Source organism: Streptomyces sp. 3-6, from assembly GCF_056323165.1.
Window position 1 is genome coordinate 593,147 of record NZ_JBWHZP010000001.1, and the last position, 23,973, is coordinate 617,119.

18 protein-coding genes are annotated in these 23,973 nt (G+C 73.6%); 7 read left to right on the top strand and 11 right to left on the bottom strand.

Features of this window, described 5'->3' with window-relative positions:
• Window positions 1–26: 26 nt before the first annotated feature.
• On the top strand, window positions 27–518 hold the full coding sequence (locus AC02VZ_RS02430) for an N-acetyltransferase family protein (RefSeq protein ID WP_476474395.1): 492 nt from the start codon (window positions 27–29) through the stop codon (window positions 516–518).
• Window positions 519–695: 177 nt separating this feature from the next.
• Here the strand turns inward: AC02VZ_RS02430 and AC02VZ_RS02435 are convergent, their stop codons facing one another.
• Window positions 696–1,880 carry a MarP family serine protease gene (locus AC02VZ_RS02435; RefSeq protein WP_432055297.1) on the bottom strand — a complete coding sequence of 395 codons (1,185 nt, stop codon included), beginning with the start codon at window positions 1,878–1,880 and terminating at the stop codon, window positions 696–698.
• Between the two features lie 289 nt (window positions 1,881–2,169).
• Here AC02VZ_RS02435 and AC02VZ_RS02440 point away from each other — a divergent pair, with 289 nt between their 5' ends.
• Both AC02VZ_RS02440 and AC02VZ_RS02445 read left to right on the top strand, forming a co-directional pair.
• Window positions 2,170–3,000, top strand: a complete 831-nt coding sequence (locus tag AC02VZ_RS02440; protein ID WP_476474396.1) for a peptidoglycan recognition protein family protein — start codon at window positions 2,170–2,172, stop codon at window positions 2,998–3,000.
• Window positions 2,984–3,178, top strand: coding sequence for a hypothetical protein (locus AC02VZ_RS02445; RefSeq protein WP_362089131.1), 195 nt, complete (start codon window positions 2,984–2,986; stop codon window positions 3,176–3,178). Before AC02VZ_RS02440 ends, AC02VZ_RS02445 begins: the two co-directional genes overlap by 17 nt.
• Window positions 3,179–3,644: 466 nt before the next feature.
• On the opposite strand, the gene AC02VZ_RS02450 is transcribed toward AC02VZ_RS02445, so the two are convergent.
• From AC02VZ_RS02450 to AC02VZ_RS02480, 7 genes are all read right to left on the bottom strand, one after another.
• Window positions 3,645–4,166 carry a DUF4240 domain-containing protein gene (locus tag AC02VZ_RS02450; protein ID WP_476474538.1) on the bottom strand — a complete coding sequence of 174 codons (522 nt, stop codon included), beginning with the start codon at window positions 4,164–4,166 and terminating at the stop codon, window positions 3,645–3,647.
• A 181-nt stretch (window positions 4,167–4,347) separates the two neighbouring features.
• Window positions 4,348–5,322, bottom strand: coding sequence for a helix-turn-helix transcriptional regulator (locus AC02VZ_RS02455; RefSeq protein ID WP_476474397.1), 975 nt, complete (start codon window positions 5,320–5,322; stop codon window positions 4,348–4,350).
• 114 nt (window positions 5,323–5,436) lie between these two features.
• On the bottom strand, window positions 5,437–8,139 hold the full coding sequence (aceE, locus tag AC02VZ_RS02460) for a pyruvate dehydrogenase (acetyl-transferring), homodimeric type (protein ID WP_476474398.1): 2,703 nt from the start codon (window positions 8,137–8,139) through the stop codon (window positions 5,437–5,439).
• 553 nt (window positions 8,140–8,692) lie between these two features.
• Window positions 8,693–9,316 (bottom strand): GntR family transcriptional regulator, encoded by a 624-nt coding sequence (locus tag AC02VZ_RS02465; RefSeq protein ID WP_432055293.1) that lies wholly within the window; start codon window positions 9,314–9,316, stop codon window positions 8,693–8,695.
• Between the two features lie 285 nt (window positions 9,317–9,601).
• Window positions 9,602–11,401, bottom strand: a complete 1,800-nt coding sequence (gene sucB, locus AC02VZ_RS02470; RefSeq protein WP_476474399.1) for a 2-oxoglutarate dehydrogenase, E2 component, dihydrolipoamide succinyltransferase — start codon at window positions 11,399–11,401, stop codon at window positions 9,602–9,604.
• 62 nt (window positions 11,402–11,463) lie between these two features.
• Window positions 11,464–12,852 carry a dihydrolipoyl dehydrogenase gene (gene lpdA / locus AC02VZ_RS02475; RefSeq protein WP_432055291.1) on the bottom strand — a complete coding sequence of 463 codons (1,389 nt, stop codon included), beginning with the start codon at window positions 12,850–12,852 and terminating at the stop codon, window positions 11,464–11,466.
• Window positions 12,853–13,077: 225 nt separating this feature from the next.
• Window positions 13,078–14,616: a leucyl aminopeptidase gene (locus AC02VZ_RS02480; protein WP_432055290.1), complete on the bottom strand. Its 1,539-nt coding sequence runs from the start codon at window positions 14,614–14,616 to the stop codon at window positions 13,078–13,080.
• Between the two features lie 266 nt (window positions 14,617–14,882).
• On the opposite strand from AC02VZ_RS02480, the gene AC02VZ_RS02485 reads away from it, so the two are divergent.
• Window positions 14,883–15,674: an endo alpha-1,4 polygalactosaminidase gene (locus AC02VZ_RS02485; protein WP_432055289.1), complete on the top strand. Its 792-nt coding sequence runs from the start codon at window positions 14,883–14,885 to the stop codon at window positions 15,672–15,674.
• Window positions 15,675–15,683: 9 nt separating this feature from the next.
• On the opposite strand, the gene AC02VZ_RS02490 is transcribed toward AC02VZ_RS02485, so the two are convergent.
• Window positions 15,684–18,425, bottom strand: a complete 2,742-nt coding sequence (locus tag AC02VZ_RS02490; protein WP_476474400.1) for a cation-translocating P-type ATPase — start codon at window positions 18,423–18,425, stop codon at window positions 15,684–15,686.
• Window positions 18,426–18,676: 251 nt separating this feature from the next.
• Between AC02VZ_RS02490 and ctaD the strand changes: the two genes are divergently transcribed.
• Entirely contained in the window at window positions 18,677–20,413 is a 1,737-nt protein-coding gene (gene ctaD / locus AC02VZ_RS02495; RefSeq protein WP_432055287.1) for an aa3-type cytochrome oxidase subunit I, read from the top strand.
• A 30-nt stretch (window positions 20,414–20,443) separates the two neighbouring features.
• Window positions 20,444–20,785, top strand: coding sequence for a hypothetical protein (locus AC02VZ_RS02500; RefSeq protein ID WP_476474401.1), 342 nt, complete (start codon window positions 20,444–20,446; stop codon window positions 20,783–20,785).
• 118 nt (window positions 20,786–20,903) lie between these two features.
• On the opposite strand, the gene AC02VZ_RS02505 is transcribed toward AC02VZ_RS02500, so the two are convergent.
• Window positions 20,904–21,695 (bottom strand): adenosylcobinamide-GDP ribazoletransferase, encoded by a 792-nt coding sequence (locus AC02VZ_RS02505; RefSeq protein WP_476474402.1) that lies wholly within the window; start codon window positions 21,693–21,695, stop codon window positions 20,904–20,906.
• A 60-nt stretch (window positions 21,696–21,755) separates the two neighbouring features.
• Between AC02VZ_RS02505 and AC02VZ_RS02510 the strand changes: the two genes are divergently transcribed.
• Complete coding sequence (locus tag AC02VZ_RS02510; RefSeq protein WP_432055284.1) at window positions 21,756–22,520, top strand: hypothetical protein; 765 nt, start codon at window positions 21,756–21,758, stop codon at window positions 22,518–22,520.
• A gap of 169 nt (window positions 22,521–22,689) precedes the next feature.
• Here AC02VZ_RS02510 and cobT read toward each other — a convergent pair whose 3' ends face one another.
• On the bottom strand, window positions 22,690–23,910 hold the full coding sequence (cobT, locus tag AC02VZ_RS02515; RefSeq protein ID WP_476474403.1) for a nicotinate-nucleotide--dimethylbenzimidazole phosphoribosyltransferase: 1,221 nt from the start codon (window positions 23,908–23,910) through the stop codon (window positions 22,690–22,692).
• Window positions 23,911–23,973 lie beyond the last annotated feature (63 nt).

Here is a 23,973-nt window from a genome sequence, read left to right on the forward strand (position 1 = left end):
CGCGTCCCGGACGTACAGTGGCCCCCATGCCCGAGCCGCGCATACGCCCCGCCCGCCCCGACGACGAGGAGCGGCTCGCCCGGCTCGACCGGGACACCTGGTCCCCGCTGCACGCCGTCACCCCGCGGCCGGAGCCGCCGTACGGGCCCTTCTTCACCGAGCGGTGGGGCCCGCCGGACCACCTCGTCGCCGAGTACGCGGGCCGGGTCGTCGGTTACGTGCGGCTCGGCTTCCCCACGCCCCTCGCCTCCAACGCGCACGTCCGCCAGATCGCTGGCCTGGCGGTCGCCGAGGACGCCCGCGGCCTGGGCGTCGGGCGGGCCCTGGTGCGGGCCGCCGTCACCGAGGCCCGGCGGCAGGGGGCCCGCCGCATCACGCTGCGCGTCCTCGGCCACAACGCCCCGGCCCGCGCGCTCTACGCCTCGGAGGGCTTCGTCGTCGAAGGCGTCCAGCCGGAGGAGTTCCTGGTGGGCGGCGCCTACGCGGACGACGTCCTGATGGGGCGGTCCCTGGTCTGAACCGGTCCCTGGTGAACCGGTCCCTGGTCGGAACCGGCCTCTGGCGGGAAGTGGCCTCTGGCGGGAACCGGTCGGTGGTCTGATCCGGTCCGTGGTCCGGACCGGTCCGCGGTCCGAACCGGTCCGCGGTCCGAACCGGTCCGCGGTCCGGGCCCGGAGTGAGCCGGACGAGAGGCCCTACGAGGTGACCAGCTCGCCGGTGTCCACCGGCGCCGTCGCGTCCGCCGCCCGCTCCGCGTCCTCGGCGACCTCCGCCGCCGTGAGCACGTAGCCCGTCTCCGCGTCGGACGTCGAACGGGCGAACACCACCCCGTACACCTTGCCGTCCGTGGTCAGCAGCGGCCCGCCGGAGTTGCCCGGGCGGACGGTGGAACGGATCGAGTAGATCTCGCGGGTGACGGTCGCGTCGTTGTAGATGTTCCTGCCCCGGGCCTGTACGCGGTTGGCGACCGTCGCCGCCTGGAGATCGAGGTCCCCGTCCTGCGGGTAACCCGCCACGACCGCCTGGTCGCCGCGCCGGGCGTCGTCCTCGAAGCGCAGCACCGGCGCCCGGAGCCCCGGCACCTCCAGCACCGCGACGTCCTTCGCCGGGTCGAACAGCACCACCTGCGCCCGGTACGTCCGCCCGACGCCGCCGACCTGCACCGTCGGCCGGTCGATGCCCGCCACCACGTGCGCGTTGGTCATCACCCGCTCCGGCGCGTACACGAAGCCGCTGCCCTCCCGGCCCTGCGTGCCGGCCGCGCCCTCGACCTTCACCGTGCTGCGCTGGGCGGCCCGGGTGGCGGCGGCCGTGACGCTGTCCCCGGTGGGCTCGGCGACCTCGGCCGTCGACTCGTTCTCGAAGGGGTTGAACACCTGCGGGAACCCGGCCTCGGTCAGCGCCGAGGTGGCCCGCGAGAACCAGCTCGGGGTGGTGTCCGGCATCGCGTCCTGCACCGCGCCGAGCAGCCGGGAGTCCCGGATCGCCGAGGTCACCACCGGCGAGGAGGAGGCGCCCAGCACGGACGCGGCCACCCACGCCACGATCAGCACCGCCACCGCGTTCGCCGCCGCGCCCCCGATCCCGTCCGCCACCCGCAGCGGGCCCCGGTCCAGCTCCCGCCGCAGCCGCAGCGCCAGCCGCCCGGCCAGTTCGTGCCCCACCACGGCCGGCAGCAGCACCGTCAGCACCGCCGTCACCGTCGCCCGGGTCGTGCCCGGCGTCACCAGGTCCATCACCCAGGGCAGGATCCACACGCCGATCACCGCACCGCCCACGAAGCCGGCCAGCGAGACACAGCCCGCCAGCAGCCCGCGCCGGTAGCCGGACGCCGCGTAGGCCAGGACGATCAGCACCAGCAGGATGTCGAGCAGGTCCACGCACGCCGCCTTTCTCTCGGACCCCCTCATACGTGGGGGAGGGGCCCGGTGATCAGCCACGCGCGCGAACGACCGTCGAAGCGGGCCGCCCCGCGCGCGTACACCCGGGAAAACGCCGCGGACCCGGACGATGGTTCCACCGGGTGGCACAGTACACATCGCGGGCGGAGCCGATCGGTCCCACAGTGGACCCATGCGTGTCCCCAGGAGACCGCGAGGGGCGCGGAAGCGCCGCGCCTCCCGGATACCCGGCCGGCCCGGTACCCCGGGCCCGCCCAGGGCGGTCACGGTGCCGCTCGCCTGCCTGCCGGGCGCGGCAGCCGCCGTCGCCCTGGTGCTCTGCGCCCACGGCGTCGAACGCGCCGCCGAACCCACCGCGCAGCCCGCCGCACGCCAGGCGCCCGCCCACACGGCGCCCCGGCCCCACATCCTGCCGCGCGCCACCTGGGTGGGCGAAGAAGCGCGGGAGCAGCCGCCACCGCGCTACGACGACGGCGTCGTCGCCGTCTTCGTCCACCACACCGACTCGCCCAACGACTACGCCTGCGCCGAGACGCCCGAGGTCATCCGCCACCTGTACGAGGGGCAGATCCTCGCCCGGGACTTCGACGACATCGGCTACAACTTCCTCGTCGACCGCTGCGGCGTGATCTACGAGGGCCGGGCCGGCGGCACCGACCGGCCCGTCACCGGCGCCCACACCCAGGGCTTCAACCACCGCACCGTCGGCATCGCCGCCATCGGCACCTTCACCGCCGGCGCCCCGGTGCCCAAGCCGATGCTGCACGCCATCGCCACCCTCGCGGCCTGGAAGCTGGGTCCCGCCGGCACCGACCCGCGGGCCGAGGTGCGGCTGGTGTCGAGCAACGGCGGCAGCCGGTACGCGGCCGGCACCGCCGCCACCCTGCCCGCCGTCGCGGGTCACAACGACGGCTACGAGACCAGCTGCCCGGGCGCCGCCCTGCACGCCCGACTCCCGCAGATCCGGGAGATGGCGGCCGAGATGCAGGGGCGCGCGTCCGACGCGCGACGAGAAACCCGCCGGATCGGGGAGGCGTCCGCCGCCCTGCCGTCCGGCACGCAAGCAGACCGGAGAAGGGCCGATGAACGACAGTCATGATCGAAGTACCGTCCGGACCGGCGCCCTGCGCGCCCCCTGGACGGTCCTGTGCGCAGCCGCGGCCGTCATCCTGGGCCCCCCGGCCCACACCGCCTCCACGCTCACCCAGGCCAACGCCGCGCCCCGCCACCCGGCCCTCACCCCGGTCCCGGCCCGTCACCGCCATCCGGTGCACTGACCCGGCCGCGCCGAAGGTCCCCTTCCTCGGCCCGTACGGGCCGAGGAAGGGGACCTGCTCGGGCCGGGAAGGGGTCCCCCAGGGGCGCCTGGGAGGACCGCCTTCCCACCGCCACCAGGGTGCCGTCCGAGCGGGCCGGCCCACGGTGCCGTTCCCGGGGCCCGGCCCGACGCGTCCCATAGGGGTTCTTCGCCATCCATGGTTTCCGTGCCCCGGCCCCTCGCCGCTCAGGCTCGACGTGCCCTCCGGGCCCCGCGACGTGGCCGGGAGGGCCTCCACCCGCCGTGCCCACGCCCCCGATCGGGCGGCTTCGGTGCCCGCCGTGCCCCCGTCCCGTGCCCGCCGTGTCGTCGGGCGGCCGGCTTCGAGGCCGCCATGCGCGGCTCGCGGGGCAGGCGGGGCAGGCGGGGCCGCCGAGGCGGGCGGTTCCCGTACTCGCCGGGCACGGCTCGCCGCCCGGGCGGCCTCAGTCCCGGAAGCGGTCCCACAGGCGGGGGTAGCGCTCCGCCAGGGCGTTCTCGTCCTCGAAGTCGAGCGGAGCCCCCTCCGGCTCGGCGGGGCCCGGGGGCAGACCGAGGTCGGGAACGCCCGTGCCGGTGAGCTGTTCGTACGCCTCGTCCGCCGCGTAGCCCAGTTCCTCCCCGTCGCCGTCGATCTCCTCGTCGAAGTCGTCGTCCAGCAGGTCGGCCAGCGCGTCCGGGTCGTGCAGGGCGCCCTCGAAGACCTCGCGGCCCTGGCCGATCAGCCAGCAGCGGAAGGAGTCGAACGCGTCGTCGCTCGCCCCGTCCAGCAGCACCCAGGCCGCGCCCCACAGGTCCCAGCGGTAGGCGCGGTGGTAGCGGGCCTCGAAGTGACGGGCGAAGTCCACGACCGCGTCCGGATCGAGCCCCAGCAGCCGCTCCACCAGCAGATCGGCCTGCTCCTCCGGGTCGCCCTCGGCGTCCTCCCGGGCGGCGTCCACCAGCTGCCAGAACTCCGTCTCGTCCATCACGCTGTCCAGCATCGGCCCTGCGCCCCACCGACGCACCCGCAGTGCGCCACCTCCGGGACGGACCCCCGCACACCGGCCGGCCCCGGCGCACGGCAGAGCACGCCGGGCAGGCACCGGGCAGGCAACGGCCGGGCCCGCACTGCCCCGGGCCCTTCGGCCCCGGCCGGCAGAACGCCTGTCAGCGCCGGTACAGGCCGGCCTGCCGCGCCGCCTGCTCGGCGAACCGCTCCCGCAGCGACGCCGGGGCCAGCACCTCCGCCTCCGCCCCGAGAGCCGTCAGCTGCGTGTGCGCGACGTCCTCGGACTCCACCGGCAGCGTCACCGTCACCCACCCGGTCCGGTCCGGGCCCTCCGCCCCCGCCAGCGCCTCCCGGGCGGACAGCGGGTCCACGGCGTGCGGCAGCCGCCGCACCCCCTCCGCGGAGAGCCGTACGACGACCTCCGCGCGCAGGATCGACCGCGCGAACTGCTCGGCCCGCTCCTCCCAGAACGCCGGGAGGTCGAAGTCCGCCGCCCGCTCGAAGCGCTCCCCGGACGCCTCCACCACCGTGAACCGGTCGATGCGGTACACCCGGAACGCCCCCTGCTCCGGCACCCGCGCGCACAGGTACCAGACGCCCGCCTTCAGCACCAGGCCGTACGGCTCCAGGTGCCGCTCGACCTCGGCCTCCCCGCGCCGGTAGCGGGCGGTGACCGGCCGGTCGTCCCACACCGCGTCGGCGACGGCGGGCAGCAGCTCGGGGGTCGGCGGCTCGCGGAACCAGTTCGGCGCGTCCAGGTGGAAGCGCTGGGCCGCCGTCCGGGAGGCGTCCCGCAGTGAGGGCAGCAGCGCGGCCGACACCTTCAGCCGGGCCGCCGAGGCCGCGTCCTCCAGCCCCATCTCCCGCAGCGCGCCCGGCACCCCCGACAGGAACAGCGCCTCCGCCTCCCCGCGGGCCAGCCCGGTCAGCCGGGTGCGGTAGCCGCCGATCAGCCGGTAGCCGCCGGCCCGCCCCCGCTCCGCGTACACCGGCACCCCGGCCTCCGACAGGGCCTGGGCGTCCCGGGTGACCGTGCGCTCGGACACCTCCAGCTCCCGCGCCAGTTCGGCCGCGGTCATGGAGGGGCGGGACTGGAGCAGCAGCACCATCTTGATCAGCCGGGCAGCACGCATGCGCCCATCATGCAAGAAGGGCGAGAAGGCCCCCGCCGCAGCGGGGGCCTTCTCACCGGATCACGGTCGCACCGTCACCGGGCCGCGGTCACACGGCCGTTCCGGCGCCGGCCGTCACAGACCGTACTGCTCGCGCGCCTCCTTCACGGCGGTCGCCCGGACCTCGCCGCGCCGGGCGAGCTGGGCGAGCGCCGCGACGACGATCGACTCGGCGTCGACGCCGAAGTGACGGCGGGCGGCCTCCCGGGTGTCCGACAGGCCGAAGCCGTCGGCACCCAGCGAGGAGTAGTCCTGCTCGACCCACTGCGCGATCTGGTCGGGCACCTGGCGCATGTAGTCGGAGACCGCCAGCACCGGGCCCTGGGCACCCTGGAGCGCCTGGCGCACGTACGGCACCCGCTCCTCGCCGCGCAGCAGCGCCTCGTCCGCCTCCATGGCGTCCCGGCGCAGCTCCGTCCAGGAGGTGGCGGACCAGACGTCGGCGGCCACGCCCCACTCCTCGGCGAGCAGCCGCTGCGCCTTCAGCGCCCAGTGGATCGCCGTGCCGGAGCCCAGCAGCTGGATCCGCGGGGCGTTCGCCGCCGGGGTGAGTCCGGCGGACTCGGCCGTGTTGAAGCGGTACAGGCCCTTGACGATGCCCTCGTCGATGCCCGGCACCGACGGCTTGGCGGGCTGCGGCAGCGGCTCGTTGTAGACCGTCAGGTAGTAGAAGACGTTCTGGTCCTCGTCCGGCCGGCCCTCGCCGAACATCCGGCGCAGACCCTCCTTGACGACGACCGCGAGCTCGTAGGCGAACGCCGGGTCGTAGGTCAGCGCGGCCGGGTTGGTCGCCGCGATGACCGGGGAGTGGCCGTCGGCGTGCTGGAGGCCCTCGCCGGTCAGCGTGGTGCGGCCCGCCGTGGCGCCGACCAGGAAGCCGCGGCCGAGCTGGTCGCCGAGCTGCCACATCTGGTCGCCGGTGCGCTGCCAGCCGAACATCGAGTAGTAGATGTAGAACGGGATCATCGTCTCGCCGTGCGTCGCGTACGACGTCGAGGCGGCGATGAACTCGGCCATGGCCCCGGCCTCGGTGATCCCCTCGTTGAGGATCTGGCCGTTGGTGGCCTCCTTGTAGTACATCAGCTGGTCGCGGTCGACCGGCTCGTACGTCTGGCCCTTGGGCGAGTAGATGCCCAGCGACGGGAACAGCGACTCCATGCCGAAGGTGCGCGCCTCGTCGGGCACGATCGGCACCCAGCGCTTCCCGGTCTCCTTGTCGCGCACCAGGTCCTTGACCAGGCGGACGAACGCCATGGTGGTGGCGACGTTCTGCGAGCCGGAGCCCTTGTCGAAGGCGGTGAACGCCTTGTCGGCGGGCTGGGGCAGCGGCGCGACCGGGTGGACGCGGCGGGCCGGGGCCGGACCGCCGAGGGCGGCACGGCGCTCCTGGAGGTAGCGGACCTCGGGGGAGTCGGCGCCCGGGTGGGCGTAGGGGACCTCGCCGTCGGCGAAGGCGCTGTCGCTGATCGGCAGGCCGAGGCGGTCGCGCATCGCCTTGAACTCGTCCACCGAGAGCTTCTTCATCTGGTGGTTGGCGTTCTTCGAGGCGAAGCCCTCACCGAGGGTGTGGCCCTTGACCGTCTGGGCCAGGATCACCGTCGGCGCGCCCTGGTGGGACACCGCGGCCCGGTAGGCGGCGTAGACCTTGCGGGCCTCGTGGCCGCCGCGCGAGTCGTGGAAGCACTCGAGGATCTTGTCGTCGCTCAGCAGCTTCGCCATCTCGGCGAGCGCCGGGTCCTTGCCGAAGAAGTCCTCGCGGATGTAGGCCGCGTCGCGCGTCTGGTACGTCTGCACCTGCGCGTCCGGTACCTCGCGCAGCCGGCGGACCAGGGCGCCCGTGGTGTCGAGCTGGAACAGCTCGTCCCAGGCGGTGCCCCACAGCGTCTTGATCACGTTCCAGCCGGCGCCGCGGAACTGGGCCTCCAGCTCCTGCACGATCTTGAAGTTGGCGCGGACCGGACCGTCGAGGCGCTGCAGGTTGCAGTTGACGACGAAGGTCAGGTTGTCCAGGCCCTCGCGGGCGGCGAGGGTCAGGGCGCTGGTCGACTCCGGCTCGTCCATCTCGCCGTCGCCGAGGAACGCCCAGACGTGGGAGTTCGACAGGTCCTTGATGCCGCGGCTGGTCAGGTAGCGGTTGAACCGCGCCTGGTAGATCGCGGAGATCGGGCCGAGGCCCATGGAGACCGTGGGGAACTCCCACAGCCAGGGCAGGCGCCGCGGGTGCGGGTACGACGGCAGGCCGTCGCCGCCGGCCTCGCGGCGGAAGTTGTCGAGCTGCCGCTCACTGATCCGGCCGTCGAGGAACGCGCGGGCGTAGATGCCGGGGGAGGCGTGGCCCTGGATGTAGAGCTGGTCGCCGGAGCCGTCCGCCTCCTTGCCCTTGAAGAAGTGGTTGAAGCCGGTCTCGTAGAGCCAGGCCGCGGAGGCGAAGGTGGCGATGTGGCCGCCGACGCCGTACTTGCTGCCGCGGGTGACCATCGCGGCCGCGTTCCAGCGGTTCCACGCGGTGATCCGGGACTCCAGCTCCTCGTCGCCGTCCACGGCGGGCTCGGCGGACGTGGGGATGGAGTTGACGTAGTCGGTCTCCAGCAGCTTCGGCAGCGGCAGGCCGGCGCCCTCGGCGTGCTCCAGGGTGCGGCGCATCAGGTACGCGGCACGGTGCGGGCCGGCCGCCTCGGTGACGGCGTCCAGGGAGGCCCGCCACTCGGCGGTCTCCTCGGGGTCGCGGTCCGGAAGCTGGTCGAGCTCGCTCGGACGGACAGCCTTGGGGTCGGTCATGTCGCCGCCTTCCTCAGTCGAAGGGGGTTCCCTCACAGCAGGGGTTCGGGGGTGCCCTAGGTCTTTGGCAGGACAGGGCTGGAGGCTCGGGTGAGAGCCCGCTGGCGACAATAACCCGCTGATCGATGATCGATCAAAGGTTCCCGGGCGAAAATCTCTTGATGACGAGAAAGTCGGCACGCGGTGCCTTGGATGCTGGCACTCGGTGACCGCGAAACGCCTTGTTCTCGCAGGTCGGACGGCGTATGAGCGGCCCCGCGCCCGTTTGGCGACAGGGGGCACGCGACCCCGACGCGGGCCCCGCGACCTCGACGCGGACCACGCGCTCCCACGCGGGCCGTGCGCTCCCGTCCCGGGCGTGCACCTCCGACCCGGGCGTGCGCCCTGACGCGGGCACGATCTCGGCGGGGGCCCGCGCCTCGCGCTGAGGACCCGGGCCCGCGACCCCGGCGGGGGTCCCGACCCGCGCCCGCGCCCCGCGCCCGCTCCCGCGACCCGCGACCACAGGGCGTCCCCGCGGGCCCGAGCCCCGAGGGCCGGGCCCGGCGGACGCTCAGGCCCGCGGGGCGCACCCCAGCACGTGGGCCTTGACCATCTCGGCGATGCGCGGGTCCCGGCGCCGGAACGCGGCCACCAGTTCCTCGTGCTCCTCCGCGTAGGACTGCTGGACCGTGCCCAGCCAGCGGATCGACAGCGCCGTGAACACCTCGATGCCCAGGCCCTCCCAGGTGTGCAGGAGCACCGAGTTGCCGGCCGCGCGGACCAGCTCCCGGTGGAAGGCGACCGTGTGCCGCACCTGACCGGTACCGTCCGCCAGGCGGTCCGCCTCGTACAGGGCCGCGACGTGCGGCTCCAGCGCCGAGCAGTCCTCGGCCAGCCGGTCCGCCGCCAGCTCCGCCGCGATCGCCTCCAGGCCGGCCCGCACCGGGTAGCTCTCCTCCAGGTCGGCGGCCGTCAGATTGCGGACCCGCACCCCTTTGTTCGGCGCCGACTCGATCAGCCGCAGCGACTCCAGTTCGCGCAGCGCCTCGCGCACCGGCGTCTGGCTGACCTCCAGCTCCGTCGCGATCCGCCGCTCCACGATGCGCTCACCCGGCTGCCAGCGCCCGCTGATGATCCCTTCCAGGATGTGCTCGCGGATCTGTTCGCGCAGCGAGTGGACGACGGGCGCGGTCATGAGAGCTCCTTACGCGGGGGCCCCACCGGTCCCCTGAGGGCGTTCGACGCTAAAGACAATACGGCCGCCGCGCCGGACCGGTGGGGCGCACGGGGGCGCTTTCGCCCAGGTGAGACGAGACTTACACGACGTCTGTGACGTCGCCCGGTCCGCACCGCGCGCCCTGCGCCCCCGGCACGGCAGGTGCCACCGCACGGCAGGCCCCCCGCACGGCGGACCCCCGCACGGCAGGTGCCCCCGCCCGGAGACTCCGGACGGGGGCACCCCTGCGCTCGGCGGCGTCGGCTACAGGCCGAGCTCGACCTCGAACTCGCCCGCCTCCAGGATCGCCTTGACGGCCGTCAGGTAACGGGCCGCGTCGGCGCCGTCCACCAGACGGTGGTCGTAGGAGAGCGTCAGGTAGGTCATGTCGCGGACGCCGATGACCGTGCCCTCCTCCGTCTCGATGACGGCAGGACGCTTGACCGTGGCACCGATGCCGAGGATGGCGACCTGGCCCGGCGGCACGATGATCGTGTCGAACAGCGCGCCGCGCGACCCGGTGTTGCTGATGGTGAAGGTCGCGCCGGACAGCTCGTCCGGGGTGATCTTGCTGCCGCGGACCTTGCCCGCCAGCTCGGCCGTGGCCTTGGCGATGCCGGCGATGTTGAGGTCACCGGCGTTCTTGATGACCGGGGTCATCAGGCCCTTCTCGGAGTCCACCGCGATACCGATGTTCTCGGTGTCGAAGTAGGTGATGGTCCCCTCGGCCTCGTTGATCTTGGCGTTGATGACCGGGTGGGCCTTCAGCGCCTGCGCGGCGGCCTTGACGAAGAACGGCATCGGGGAGAGCTTGACGCCCTCGCGCGCCGCGAACGCGTCCTTGGCCTGGCCGCGCAGCTTCATCAGCCGGGTGACGTCGACCTCGACGACCGAGGACAGCTGGGCCTGCTCCCGCAGGGCCTTGACCATGTTGTCGCCGATGACCTTGCGGATCCGCGGCATCTTCACGGTCTGGCCGCGCAGCGGGGAGGCCTCCAGCACCGGGCTCTTCCGGGCGGCCGGAGCGGCTGCGGCCGGAGCGGCGGCCGGGGCGGCCTTCGCGGCCTCGGCGGCGGCCTCGACGTCCTGCTTGCGGATCCGGCCGCCGACGCCGCTGCCCTTGACGGTGGACAGGTCGACGCCCTTCTCGGCGGCCAGCTTGCGCACCAGCGGGGTCACGTAGGCACCCTCGTCGGCCGGCTTCGCGGCGGCCGGAGCGGGCTGCTGCGGGGCAGGAGCCGGAGCCGGTGCGGGCGCCGGGGCGGGAGCCGCCTGCTGCTGCGGAGCCGGAGCCGGAGTGGGCGCCGGGGCCGGAGCGGGCTCGGGCTGGGCCGGGGCCTGCTGCTGCGGAGCCGGGGCGGGCTCGGGCTGGGCCGGGGCCTGCGGCTCGGCCGGGGCGGGAGCGGCTGCCGGAGCGGCACCCGCCTCGCCGATGACGGCCAGCTTGGCGCCGACCTCGGCGGTCTCGTCCTCGCCGACCACGATCTCCAGCAGGGTGCCGGAGGCGGGGGCGGGAATCTCGGTGTCGACCTTGTCCGTCGACACCTCCAGCAGCGGCTCGTCGGCCTCGACGCTGTCACCGACCGACTTCAGCCAGCGGGTGACGGTGCCCTCGGTGACGGACTCGCCGAGCGCGGGCAGGACCACGTCCGTGCCCTCGGCGGAACCGCCGCCCGCCGACGCGTCGGCGGTGGGAGCCGGGGCCGGCGCGGACTGCTCGGTGGACGGCTGCGCCTGCGGCTCGGGGGCCGGGGCCGGGGGAGCGGCCTGCTCGGCCGCCGGGGCCTGCTCGGCGGCGGGCGCCTCGGCCGCGCCGCCACCACCGCTGCCGTCGTCGATCAGGGCCAGCTCGGCGCCGACCTCGACCGTCTCGTCCTCGGCGACCTTGATGGAGGACAGCACGCCGGACGCGGGCGCCGGGATCTCGGTGTCGACCTTGTCGGTGGAGACCTCGAGCAGCGGCTCGTCGGCCTCGACGCGCTCACCCTCGGCCTTCAGCCAGCGAGTGACAGTGCCCTCGGTGACGCTCTCGCCGAGCGCCGGAAGGGTTACGGAAACCGCCATGGTTTCGGTTGCTCCTTACGAATTGCGGAAGTCTGTGTCGTCGCGCCCGAAGACGGAAGGCGTCAGTCGTGGGAGTGGAGGGGCTTGCCGGCCAGCGCCAGGTGGGCCTCCCCGAGCGCCTCGTTCTGCGTCGGGTGGGCGTGGACCAGCTGCGCGACCTCGGCCGGCAGCGCCTCCCAGTTGTAGATCAACTGGGCCTCGCCGACCTGCTCGCCCATGCGGTCGCCGACCATGTGGACGCCGACCACGGGACCGTCCTTGACCTGGACCAGCTTGATCTCGCCCGCGGTCTTGAGGATCTTGCTCTTGCCGTTGCCCGCCAGGTTGTACTTCAGGGCGACGACCTTGTCCGCGCCGTAGATCTCCTTGGCCTTCGCCTCGGTGATGCCCACGGAGGCGACCTCCGGGTGGCAGTACGTCACCCGCGGGACACCGTCGTAGTCGATCGGAACGGTCTTCAGGCCGGCCAGACGCTCCGCCACCAGGATGCCCTCGGCGAAGCCGACGTGCGCGAGCTGGAGCGTGGGCACCAGGTCACCGACGGCGGAGACGGTCGGGACGTTGGTGCGCATGTACTCGTCGACCAGGACGAAGCCGCGGTCCATGGCGACCCCGGCCTCCTCGTAGCCCAGGCCCTGGGAGACCGGGCCGCGGCCGATGGCGACGAGCAGGACCTCCGCCTCGAACTCCTTGCCGTCGGCGAGGGTGACCTTGACGCCGTCCTGGGTGTACTCGGCCTTCTCGAAGAAGGTGCCCAGGTTGAACTTGATGCCCCGCTTGCGGAAGGCGCGCTCCAGCAGCTTGGAGCTGTTCTCGTCCTCGACCGGCACGAGGTGCTTCAGGCCCTCGATGATGGTGACCTCGGTGCCGAAGGACTTCCACGCGGAGGCGAACTCGACGCCGATGACGCCGCCACCCAGCACGATCGCGGACTTCGGCACGCGGTCCATGACGAGGGCGTGGTCGGAGGAGAGGATGCGGTTGCCGTCGATCTCCAGGCCCGGCAGCGACTTCGGCACCGAACCGGTCGCCAGCAGGACGTGGCGGCCCTCGACCCGCTGCCCGTTCACGTCGACGGAGGTCGGCGAGGACAGCCGGCCCTCACCCTCGATGTAGGTGACCTTGCGCGAGGCGATCAGCCCCTGCAGGCCCTTGTACAGGCCGGCGATCACGTCGTCCTTGTACTTGTTGACGGCCGCCATGTCGATGCCCTCGAAGGTGGCCTTCACACCGAACTGCTCGCTCTCGCGCGCCTGGTCGGCGATCTCGCCCGCGTGCAGCAGGGCCTTCGTGGGAATGCAACCGTTGTGCAGGCAGGTACCGCCGACCTTGCCCTTCTCGATCAGGGCGACGTCCAGGCCCAGCTGAGCCCCGCGCAGCGCCGCGGCGTACCCACCGCTGCCACCGCCGAGAATCACTAGGTCGAAAACGGTGCTGGCGTCGTTCGCCACGTCACGTCCTCCATGCATGTGCGCCACGCCGGTCTCCAGTGACCGGTCGGCGGCTGGTGTCCGGCCGCTTTTAGGTTTTCGGCCCTTCGGTGGGGGCCCTGTCCTGCCGAGCCCTATCCTCGCACTTGTCGAGGCCGTTCGAGACGTGGGGCCGTGGTGTGAGACGTCCCACGTCCGCCACCGGGGCCTCGCCCTACCCGCGTGCGAGGCCCCGGCGGCCGGACATCAGGCCAGGTCGCCGGACGCGGTCAGCTCCGCGAGCCGGACCAGCGTGCGGACGGCCGTGCCCGTGCCGCCCTTGGGCGTGTACCCGAAGGGGCCGCCTTCATTGAAGGCCGGTCCGGCGATGTCGAGGTGGGCCCAGGTGATGCCCTCGCCGACGAACTCGCGCAGGAACAGGCCGGCGACCAGTCCGCCGCCCATCCGCTCGCCCATGTTCGCGATGTCCGCGGTGGCCGAGTCCATGCCCTTGCGCAGGTGCTCGGGCAGCGGCATCGGCCAGGCCGGCTCGCCGACCTCCTCGGCGGCCTCGTGGACCGCGGTGCGGAAGGCGTCGTCGTTCGCCATGATGCCGAACGTGCGGTTGCCCAGCGCCAGCATCATGGCGCCGGTCAGGGTCGCCACGTCCACGATGGCGTCCGGCTTCTCCTGGGAGGCGGCCCACAGGGCGTCGGCGAGGACCAGGCGGCCCTCGGCGTCGGTGTTGAGCACCTCCACCGTCTTGCCGCTGAACATGCGCAGCACGTCACCGGGGCGGGTGGCGGAACCGGAGGGCATGTTCTCGGCCAGCGCCAGCCAGCCGGTGACGTTGACGTCCAGACCCAGGCGGGCGGCGGCGACGACCGCGGCGAACACGGCGGCGGCACCGCTCATGTCGCACTTCATCGTCTCGTTGTGCCCGGCCGGCTTCAGCGAGATGCCGCCCGAGTCGTAGGTGATGCCCTTGCCGACGAACGCCAGGTGCTTCTTCGCCTTGCTGGAGGTGTACGACAGCTTCACCAGGCGCGGCCCCGAGGCGGAGCCGGCGCCGACCCCGAGGATGCCGCCGTAACCGCCCTTGGTGAGGGCCTTCTCGTCGAGCACCTGCACCTTGATGCCGTGCTCCTTGGCCGCCGCCTGCGCGACGGCCGCGAACGCCTCCGGATTCAGGTCGTTGGGCGGGGTGTTGATCAGGTCCCGCGCCCGGTTCAGCTCCTCGGCGACCGCGGTGGCCCGCTCCAGGGCGGCCTTGTACGCGCGGTCGCGCGGCTTGCCGCCGAGCAGGACGGCCTCGGCGAGCGGCGCCTTGCCGTTCTTGCCGTCCTGGGCGCCGGCCTGGTCCTTGTAGGCGTCGAAGGAGTACGCGCCGAGCAGGGCGCCCTCGGCGACCGCGCCGGCGTCGGCGGCGGCCGCGAGGGGAAGGGCGAAGGCGGCCTTCTTGGTGCCCGTCAGGGCCCGGGCGGCGACACCGGCCGCCTTGCGCAGGGCCTCCGGGGCGTAGCCGGAGTCCTTCTCGGGCTGGGCGCCCAGGCCCACCGCCACCACGAGCGGCGCCTTGAAACCGGCGGGCGCGGGGAGCTTCGTCACCTCGCCCTCGGCACCGGACGCGCCGAGCGTCTCCAGGACGCCGGCGAGCCCGCCGTCGTACGCGTGGTCCACGGCCTCGGCGCCCGGTGCGACGACCGGCGTCCCGGACCCGGACGCGGTGCCCTTGGCGACACCGATCACGATCGCGTCGGCCCGCAGGCCGGGCACCGCGGCGGTGCTGAGAGTGAGAGCAGTCACGGTGGTGAATTCTCGCTTCCGATGTGAAGTTGCAGTGGCCGAAAGGTGTGGGTCGACCGGGCCCGGCAGCCGACCCTAATTGCGACGCGAGGGCGCGGTCACGGCGGGGCCTTCCCCGGTACGGCGAACACCCGGGACGAGCCTACGCGCGTCCGTACGCTCGCTCAGTCCTGCGGGCCCCCTCCACAGGGTGCCCTCCCGCCGCCCGCGCAGTGCTCCGCCCGCTGTGTCCCCTCGTCCCGACTCCCCTCCGCGAAAGGCCACCGGTGAGACGACCCGCCCTTCCCGCCCTCCTGCTCGTCCTGCTCCTCCTGGCGGGCTGCGGCTCCGCGCCCGGCCGGCCGGCGCCCCAGGACGACGGGCGCTGGCGGCCCCGGCCGGGGACCGGCTGGCAGTGGCAGCTCAGCGGACGGCTGGACACCTCCGTCGACGTGCCGGTCTACGACATCGACGGCTTCGACCACTCCCGGCAGACCGTCGCCGCGCTGCACCGCGACGGCCGCAAGGTCGTCTGCTACCTCTCCACCGGCGCCTGGGAGGACTTCCGGCCGGACGCCGACGCCTTCCCGGAGTCCGTGATCGGCCGCGGCAACGGCTGGGAGGGCGAGCGCTGGCTGGACATCCGCCGCACCGACGTCCTGGAGCCGCTGATGGCGAGGCGCCTGGACATGTGCCGCGACAAGGGTTTCGACGCGGTGGAACCGGACAACATGGACGGCTACCGCAACCGCACCGGCTTCCCCCTCACCGCCGCCGACCAGCTCCGCTACAACCGCCTGATCGCCCGGCTCGCCCACCAGCGCGGCCTGTCGGTGGGCCTGAAGAACGACCTGGACCAGATCCCGGAGCTGGTCGGCGACTTCGACTTCGCGGTCAACGAGCAGTGCGCCCAGTACGGGGAGTGCGCCGAGCTGACCCCGTTCGTCGAGGCGGGCAAGGCCGTCTTCCACGTCGAGTACGAACTGCCCACCGACCGCTTCTGCGCCGACTCCCGGCGCCTGGGCCTGAGTTCGCTGCTCAAGAAGTACGACCTGGGGCCCTGGCGCCGCGCCTGCTGAACCGCCGGGTCACCCCGTGGCCGCCGCCGGCCGGGCCGCGCGGGCGCGCAGCACCGCCTTGAGCACCTCGCCCGTCCACAGGATCGCGGAGCCGACGGCCGCGCACACCAGCCACTGGCCCGGGGTGAGGTCGGTGGTGGTGAAGAAGCCGTGCAGCGCGTCCGTCTCGACGACCAGGACGAGCAGCAGGACGACCGCACCGGTGGCCAGGAACGCCGAGGCGTTGTCGAAGGTCCGGCGGCTGAACACGCTGCGGGTGTCGTGCCGCACGTTGAGCAGGTTGAACACCTGGAAGAACACGAAGGTGACGAAGGCCATGGTGCCCGCGACGGTCGCCTCGCCCAGGGCCGGCTCGGGGCCCGGCGCCCACACCAGCACCGCCAGGGTGCCCGCGGCCATCACCGAGCTGCCCAGCAGGATCCGCAGCAGGCGGGGGCGGTTGAGGATGCGCTCGCCGACCGGCCGCGGCGGGCGGTTCATGGCGTCGGGAGCGACCGGGTCGACGCCCAGCGACATGGCGGGCGGGCCGTCCATGACCAGGTTGACGAAGAGGATCTGCAGCGCGGTGAAGGGCGCTCCGCCGGCCAGCCCGGTCAGCGAGGCGATCAGGAAGGTGGTGACGAAGCCGAGGGCGGTGGAGACCTGGAAGCGGGTGAACTTCACGATGTTGTCGTAGATGCCCCGCCCCTCGCGGACGGCGGCCACCACGGTGGCGAAGTTGTCGTCGGTCAGCACCATGGTGGCGGCCTCCTTGGTCACCTCCGTCCCGGTGATGCCCATCGCGACCCCGATGTCGGCCTTGCGCAGCGCGGGGGCGTCGTTGACGCCGTCGCCGGTCATCGCCACGACGTCGCCGCGGCCCTGCAGGGCGTTCACGATGCGGATCTTGTGCTCGGGGGACACCCGGGCGACCACGCCCACCTCGTCGAGCCGGGCGGCCAGGGCGTCGTCGTCGGTCCGGTCCAGCTCCGCCCCGGTCACGGCCCGCCCGGGGATGCCTAGTTCGCGGGCGATGGCCCCGGCGGTCACCGCGTGGTCGCCGGTGATCATCCGGACCCGGACGCCCGCCTCGCGGCACTCGGCGATGGCCGTGCGGGCCTCGGGGCGCGGCGGGTCCACGATGCCCGCCAGGGCCACCAGCACCACCCCCTCGACCAGCTCCTTCGGGTCCTCGGGGACGGTGAAGCCCTCGGCGGGGAAGTCCTTCGTGGCCAGGGCCATCACCCGCATGCCCTGTTCGGCGAGGCGGGTGTTGTCCTCGTCGTGGCGCTGCCGCGCCGCCCGGTCGAACGGCCGCTCCCCGTCCTCGTCCAGCAGGCGGTCGGCGCGGTCGGCGAGGACGTCCGGGGCCCCCTTGGCGAAGCAGCGGATCACCTCCCGCCCGGCGTCGTCGGTCCAGGTGTGGAACGTCGCCATGAACTTGTGGGCGGAGTCGAACGGGACCTCCAGCCGCCGCGGTCGCTCCCGGCGCAGCCCCTCCACGTCGATGCCGCCCTTCTCGGCCAGCACCACCAGGGCGCCCTCGGTGGGGTCGCCCACCACGTCCCCGTCCCGGATCACGGCGTCGGAGCACAGGGCCGCGGCGGTCAGCGCCCGGTGCAGGGACGGCGGGGGCTGCCCGTCGTCGGGGGTGCCGATCCGGCCGTCGGCGGCGTAGCCGTGTCCGGACACGGTCAGCCGGCGGCCCGCCGACAGCACCTCGCGCGCGGTCATCTGGTTCAGCGTCAGCGTGCCGGTCTTGTCGGTGCAGATCTGCGAGGTGCTGCCCAGGGTCTCCACCGACGTCAGCCGCTTGACCACGGCACCCCGCCGGGCCATCCGGCCGGTGCCCATCGCCAGGGTGAACGCGACGACCGCGGGCAGCCCCTCGGGGATCGTCGCGACCGCCAGCGACACCGCGCTGACGAACAGGTCGCCGAAGTCCTGCCCGCGCAGCAGGCCCAGCACGAAGACGACGACGATGACGATGCCGGCCAGCAGGGCGAGGGTGCGGCTGAGGGCGTCGATCTGGCGTTGCAGCGGGGTCGGCCCGGACTCGGTCCGCTGCAGCAGGTGCGCGATGCGGCCGGTCTCGGTGGGCATGCCGGTGGCCGTGACCACGGCCTCGCCGCGGCCCCGGGTGACGGAGGTGTTCATGTAGAGGGCCGTGACCCGGTCGGCGAGCGGCTCGTCCGCCCCGACCTCGGCCTGCCCGTCCTTGGCCACGGCCTGCGCCTCGCCGGTCAGGACCGACTCCTGCACCTCCAGCGACGTCGAGGTCAGCAGCCGGCAGTCCGCGGGCACGTGGTCACCGGGGGCGAGGGCGACGACGTCCCCGGGCACCAGGTCCTCGGCGGGCAGCTGGACCAGGCCGCCGTCGCGTCGGACGGTGGCGGTGGTGACCGCCATGTGCCGCAGGGCGTCCAGGGCCGCCTCGGCGCGGGACTCCTGGACGAAGCCGATCGTCGCGTTGAGCAGGACCACCACCAGGATCGCGATCGGGGTCTCCCACTCCCGGGAGACCACCAGGCTGACCACGGCGGCCACGATCAGGATGACGATCAACAAGTCCTGGAACTGCCTCAGGAACGCGCGCCACCGGGGCTCCCGGGCGGCCTCGTCGAGCCGGTTCGGCCCGTGCTCCCCGAGCCGCCGGGCCGCCTCCCGCGAGGACAGTCCCGTCTCCGGGTCGACGTCGAGCCGCCCGGTCACGTCGGGGGCGGGCAGAGCGTGCCAGGGCGGGGGCGAGTCGGTACCGGGGGAGGACGCCATGACCACATTGTGTCGGGGCGGCCGGAGTGCGGCACGCGCCGGTGGGCCGAGAGGCCGGGCAGGGGCGAAAATCGGCCACCGTCCACGACGGTGCGTCACGTTCGACAGCCCTCGTCACTCGAACGCCGTACGCCGGTCAACTGGACGCGCGCCACGACGCGCCGTTCCGCCCGGAGTTCTGACAGAGTCGGTCGCGGTCGCGCCATGCTGCCTCCCGGAAGCATCCCGAGCCCTCAGCGAGGAGCGGAACAGTGGCGAACGAGAGCACGGTGGGCTCCCTCGACAAGGAGCCCACGGAGTCCTACGAGGACGAGCTGCCGGTCCGCAGCAGAAGGCCCGGCGCGGTCGTGGTCTCGTGGCTGACCACGACCGACCACAAGACGATCGGCACGCTGTATCTCGGCACCTCGTTCTCGTTCTTCGTCCTCGGCGGCATCATGGCGCTGGTCATCCGCGCCGAACTCGCCCGTCCGGGCCTGCAGATCGTGTCGAACGAGCAGTACAACCAGATGTTCACCATGCACGGCACGCTGATGCTGCTGATGTTCGCCACCCCGCTGTTCGTGGGCTTCGCGAACTGGATCATGCCGCTGCAGATCGGCGCGCCCGACGTGGCGTTCCCGCGGCTGAACATGTTCTCGTACTGGCTGTTCCTGTTCGGCTCGCTGATCGCGCTGGCCGGCTTCCTCACGCCGGACGGCGCCGCCAGCTTCGGCTGGACCGGCTACACCCCGCTGTCCGACGCGACGCGCTCGCCGGGGCTCGGCTCCGACCTGTGGATCATGGGCCTGGCCTTCCAGGGCTTCGGCACCATTCTCGGTTCGGTCAACTTCATCACCACGATCATCTGCATGCGGGCGCCCGGCATGACGATGTTCCGCATGCCGATCTTCACCTGGAACGTGCTGCTGACCGGTGTCCTGGTCCTGCTCGCCTTCCCGGTGCTGGCCGCCGCGCTGCTGACCCTGGAGGTGGACCGCAAGTTCGGCGCCCACGTCTTCGACGCGTCGAACGGCGGGGCGCTGCTGTGGCAGCACCTCTTCTGGTTCTTCGGTCACCCCGAGGTGTACATCATCGCGCTGCCCTTCTTCGGCATCGTCAGTGAGGTCATCCCGGTCTTCGCGCGCAAGCCGATCTTCGGCTACCTCGGACTGATCGGTGCCACCATCGCCATCGCGGGCCTGTCGGTCACGGTGTGGGCGCACCACATGTTCGCCACCGGCGGGGTGCTGCTGCCGTTCTTCTCGTTCATGACCTTCCTCATCGCCATCCCCACGGGCGTGAAGTTCTTCAACTGGGTCGGCACGATGTGGAAGGGCTCCCTCAGTTTCGAGACCCCGATGCTGTGGTCGCTGGGCTTCCTGCTCACCTTCCTCTTCGGCGGCCTGACCGGCGTCATCCTGGCGTCGCCGCCGCTCGACTTCCACGTCACCGACTCCTACTTCGTGGTGGCCCACTTCCACTACGTCGTCTTCGGCACCGTCGTCTTCGCGATGTTCTCCGGATTCCACTTCTGGTGGCCGAAGTTCACCGGCAAGATGCTCGACGAGCGGCTCGGCAAGATCACCTTCTGGACGCTGTTCATCGGCTTCCACGGCACCTTCCTGATCCAGCACTGGCTGGGCGCCGAGGGCATGCCCCGCCGGTACGCCGACTACCTGGCCGCCGACGGCTTCACCGCGCTCAACACCGCCTCGACGATCTCCGCCTTCCTGCTCGGCATGTCGCTGCTGCCGTTCTTCTACAACATCTGGAAGACGGCCAAGTACGGCAAGCCGGTCGGCGTCGACGACCCGTGGGGCTACGGCCGCTCCCTGGAGTGGGCCACCTCCTGCCCGCCGCCCCGGCACAACTTCGTCACCCTGCCCCGGGTGCGCAGCGAGTCCCCGGCCTTCGACCTGCACCACCCGCAGATCGCCGCGATCGACTGGGCGGACAACCGGCCCGACACCTCCGAGACGGTGGCCCCCGGGGACAAGCAGAGCTGACACCCACCGACCGGAGCGTGGAGGAAGCCCGTGGATCCCAGTCAGGAGAGCGCCCGCGGTCTGGTCCGGCTCGAAGGCCACCTCCTGTGGGCCGCGGAACTGGAGGACGCCCGTCGGCGGGCCGCCGCCTTCGCCGAACAGCTGCCCTGGCTGACGACCGCTCAGCGCGAGGACGTGGAACGCGTCTACGCCGCCGAGCGCGTGGAGGCGTCCCGCGCGTACCTGCTGCGGATCCGCGACCGGGTGGCCGGGCTCCGGGTCGAGTACGAGGAGCGCTACCGGCGGCTGCGGGCCCGCTGCGTGGCCGCCGCGCTGGTGGCCGCGGCGAGCGGTGTCGGCACGGCGGCCGTGGCGCTCGCCACCCGCAACTGACCGGCCCCGGACGGGCGGTGCCGCTTCCCGGTGCCGCCCGCGACTGACCGGCCCCTGACGGGCGGTGCCGCTTCCCGGTGCCGCCCGTCGCCGTCGGTGGGTTGCCGGGGCCGGGGCGTCAGCCCAGCGCGGCGACGACGAGCGCCGTGGTCGCCGCCGTCTCCGCGAGCCCGCCGAACACGTCTCCCGTCACACCGCCGAACCGGCGCACGCAGTGCCGCAGGAGCAGGTCGGCGGCGGCGACCGACAGGGCGACGGCCAGCACCGCGCGGACCACGCCGTCCGCCCCGAGCAGCGTGCCGCCGGCCGCCGCCGCGAGCGTCACGGCCACGGCGGCCCCGGCCGCGCCCGCCACCGGCACTACCCCCGCCACCGCCGCGCCCAGCCCCTCCGGACGGGCGGACGGCACGGCCGGGCGGGCGGCCAGCGTCAGCACCAGCCGGGCCACCACCCCCGCGACGACCGCGGCCAGCGCCCCGCGCGCCCACGTGTCCTCGTAGGCGCGGGCCAGGGCGGCCGTCTGGGCCGCCAGCACCAGGACCAGGGTGATGACCCCGAACGGCCCGATGTCCGACTGCTTCATGATCCGCAGCGCGTCCGCGGCCGGTTTCCCGCTGCCCAGCCCGTCCGCGGTGTCGGCCAGCCCGTCCAGGTGCAGCCCGCGGGTCAGTACGGCCGGCACGGCGACCGTGGCGACGGCCGCGAGCGCGGATCCCGCTTGGAGGAACAGCAGCAGCAGGCCGGCGGCGGCGGCCACGGCACCGACCGCCAGCCCGGCCAGCGGGGCGCACAGCATCCCCGCCCGGGCGGCGGCGCGATCCCAGCGGGTCACCCGGACCGGGAACACGGTGAGGGTGCCGAAGGCGAAGCGGAGGCCGTCGGTCAGCGGAGCGAGGGAGGGCGCGGGCACCGGCGCAGATTACCCGGCGGTCAGCAGGGCAGCCCGGGCGGGCCCGGATAAAGTGCGCATATGGGACAGTGGTGGGAGCGGAACATCATCGAGCCGGGCAAGCTGCCGCTGCTCCTCGCACTCACCGCCTTCGTCCTCACCTTCGTGATCACCCGGGTCATCACCCGCATGATCCGGGCGGGCAAGGGCCCCTTCGGCAACGTCAAGGCCGGTGACCTGCACATCCACCACGTCGTGCCCGGCGTCATCCTCACCGTCGTCGGCGGCTTCGCCGCGGTGGCCGGCGGGCGGCACGGCTTCGGCTCGGCCGTGGCGGCGGTGGTCTTCGGCATCGGCGCCGGCCTGGTGCTGGACGAGTTCGCGCTGATCCTGCACCTCGACGACGTGTACTGGAGCGAGGCGGGACGGCAGAGCGTGGAGGTGGTCGTCCTCACCGCCGCCCTGGTCGGCCTGCTGCTGGGCGGCTTCTCCCCGTTCGGCGTCGACGACCTCGACGCGAGCGAACAGCAGAACCGCGCGAACCTCATCACCACCGTCACGGCGAACTTCCTCTTCTCCCTGATCGCCCTCAGCAAGGGCAAGGCGAGGATCGCCGTCCTCGGGGTCGTCGTCCCCCTCATCGCGCTGGTCGGCGCGATCCGGCTGGCTCGGCCGGGTTCGCCGTGGGCCAAGCGCTTCTACCGGCGCCGCCACCGGGCCCGCGCCAAGGCCGTGCTGCGCGCCTACCACCACGACCGCCGCTGGTCCGGCCCCCGGCGCGCCGTGCAGGACTGGATCGGCGGCAGACCCGACCCCGACCCGCCGCGGTCCCTCGAACACCGCTGAGCCGGCCGGGGACCGACGCAGGGCGCCGGGGCGGGTCACCGACCTGGGGCGTCGAGGCGGGGCGCCGACGTGGGGCGCCGACGCGGGGCAATGACGCCGGACACCGACGCCGGCTCGCCCGGTACCGGGGACGCGCGCCGACGTGCGTGCTCACGGGGGTTCGGCGCGGCTACGCGGTGACGTCCGGGGTGTGTGCCGCCCGGGGGGTCGTCGGCCCGGCCTCCGCCTCGGCCCCGGCGTCCGCCTCCGACCCCGCCTCGGCCTCAGCCGGGTCCGCCGGTCCGGCCGGGGCGGCCCACTCAGCGCTTTCCGGGCTCTCCGGGCTCTCCGGGCTCGCCGTGCGCTCCGACCGCTCCGGAAGGTCCGCGGCCAGGGCGGCCGCCGCCTGCACCAGGGGGAGGGCCAGCAGGCCGCCCGTGCCCTCGCCGACCGTGACGCCGTGGGTGAGCAGCGGCTCCAGGGCCATCCGGTCCAGCGCCTTGGCCTGGCCCGGCTCACCGCTGTCGTGGGCGGCCAGCCACCAGTCCGGGGCCCGGAACGCCACCCGCTGGCCGACCAGCGCGCACGCCGTCGTCACCACGCCGTCCAGCAGGACCGGCATCCGCCGCACGGCCGCCTGGAGCAGGAACCCCGTGAGCGCGGCGAAGTCCGCGCCGCCGACCGTCGCCAGCAGCCGCAGCTGGTCGCCGAGCACCGGCCGGGCCCGCCGCAGGGCGTCCCGGATCGCCGCGCACTTGCGCATCCACGCCAGGTCGTCGATGGCCAGCCCGCCCCGCCCGGTCACCACGGAGGCGTCGGCCCCGCACAGGGCCGCCACGAGCACGCCCGCCACAGTGGTCCCGCCGACGCTCACATCGCCCAGCACCACCAGGTCCGTACCGGAGTCGGCCTCCTCGTCGGCCACCGTCATCCCGGCCCGGAACGCCGCCTCGGCCTCCGCGAGGGTCAGCGCGTCCTCGCGGTCCACGCGACCGCTGCCGCGCCGCACCCGGTGCCGCACGACGTCGGCGGGCAGCGACCCGGGGTCGCAGTCCAGGGCCATGTCGACCACCCGCACCGGCACGCCGAGGCGCCGGGCCAGCACGGCCACCGGACGGCCGCCCTCCAGCACCTCCCGCACCAGCTCCGCGGCGCTGCCCGCCGGACGGGCCGACACCCCCAGCCCGGCGATGCCGTGATCACCGGCGAAGAGCACGACCTTCGGCCGCTCGACCGGCCGCACCGGCACCGAGGACTGAGCGGCCGCCAGCCATTCACCCAGCTCGTCGAGGCGCCCCAGGGAACCGGGCGGCACGGCCTGGCGCTCCCGGCGGGCCTCCGCGTCACGGCGCACTCCGCTGTCCGGGCGCTCGATCAGATCGGTGAAGTCGTCGAGGTTAAGCGAGCTCATTCGCCGAACAGTACCGGCCCGCGTCGCACCGGCCGAGCCCCCGCCGCCCGTCCCGGCCGCCCC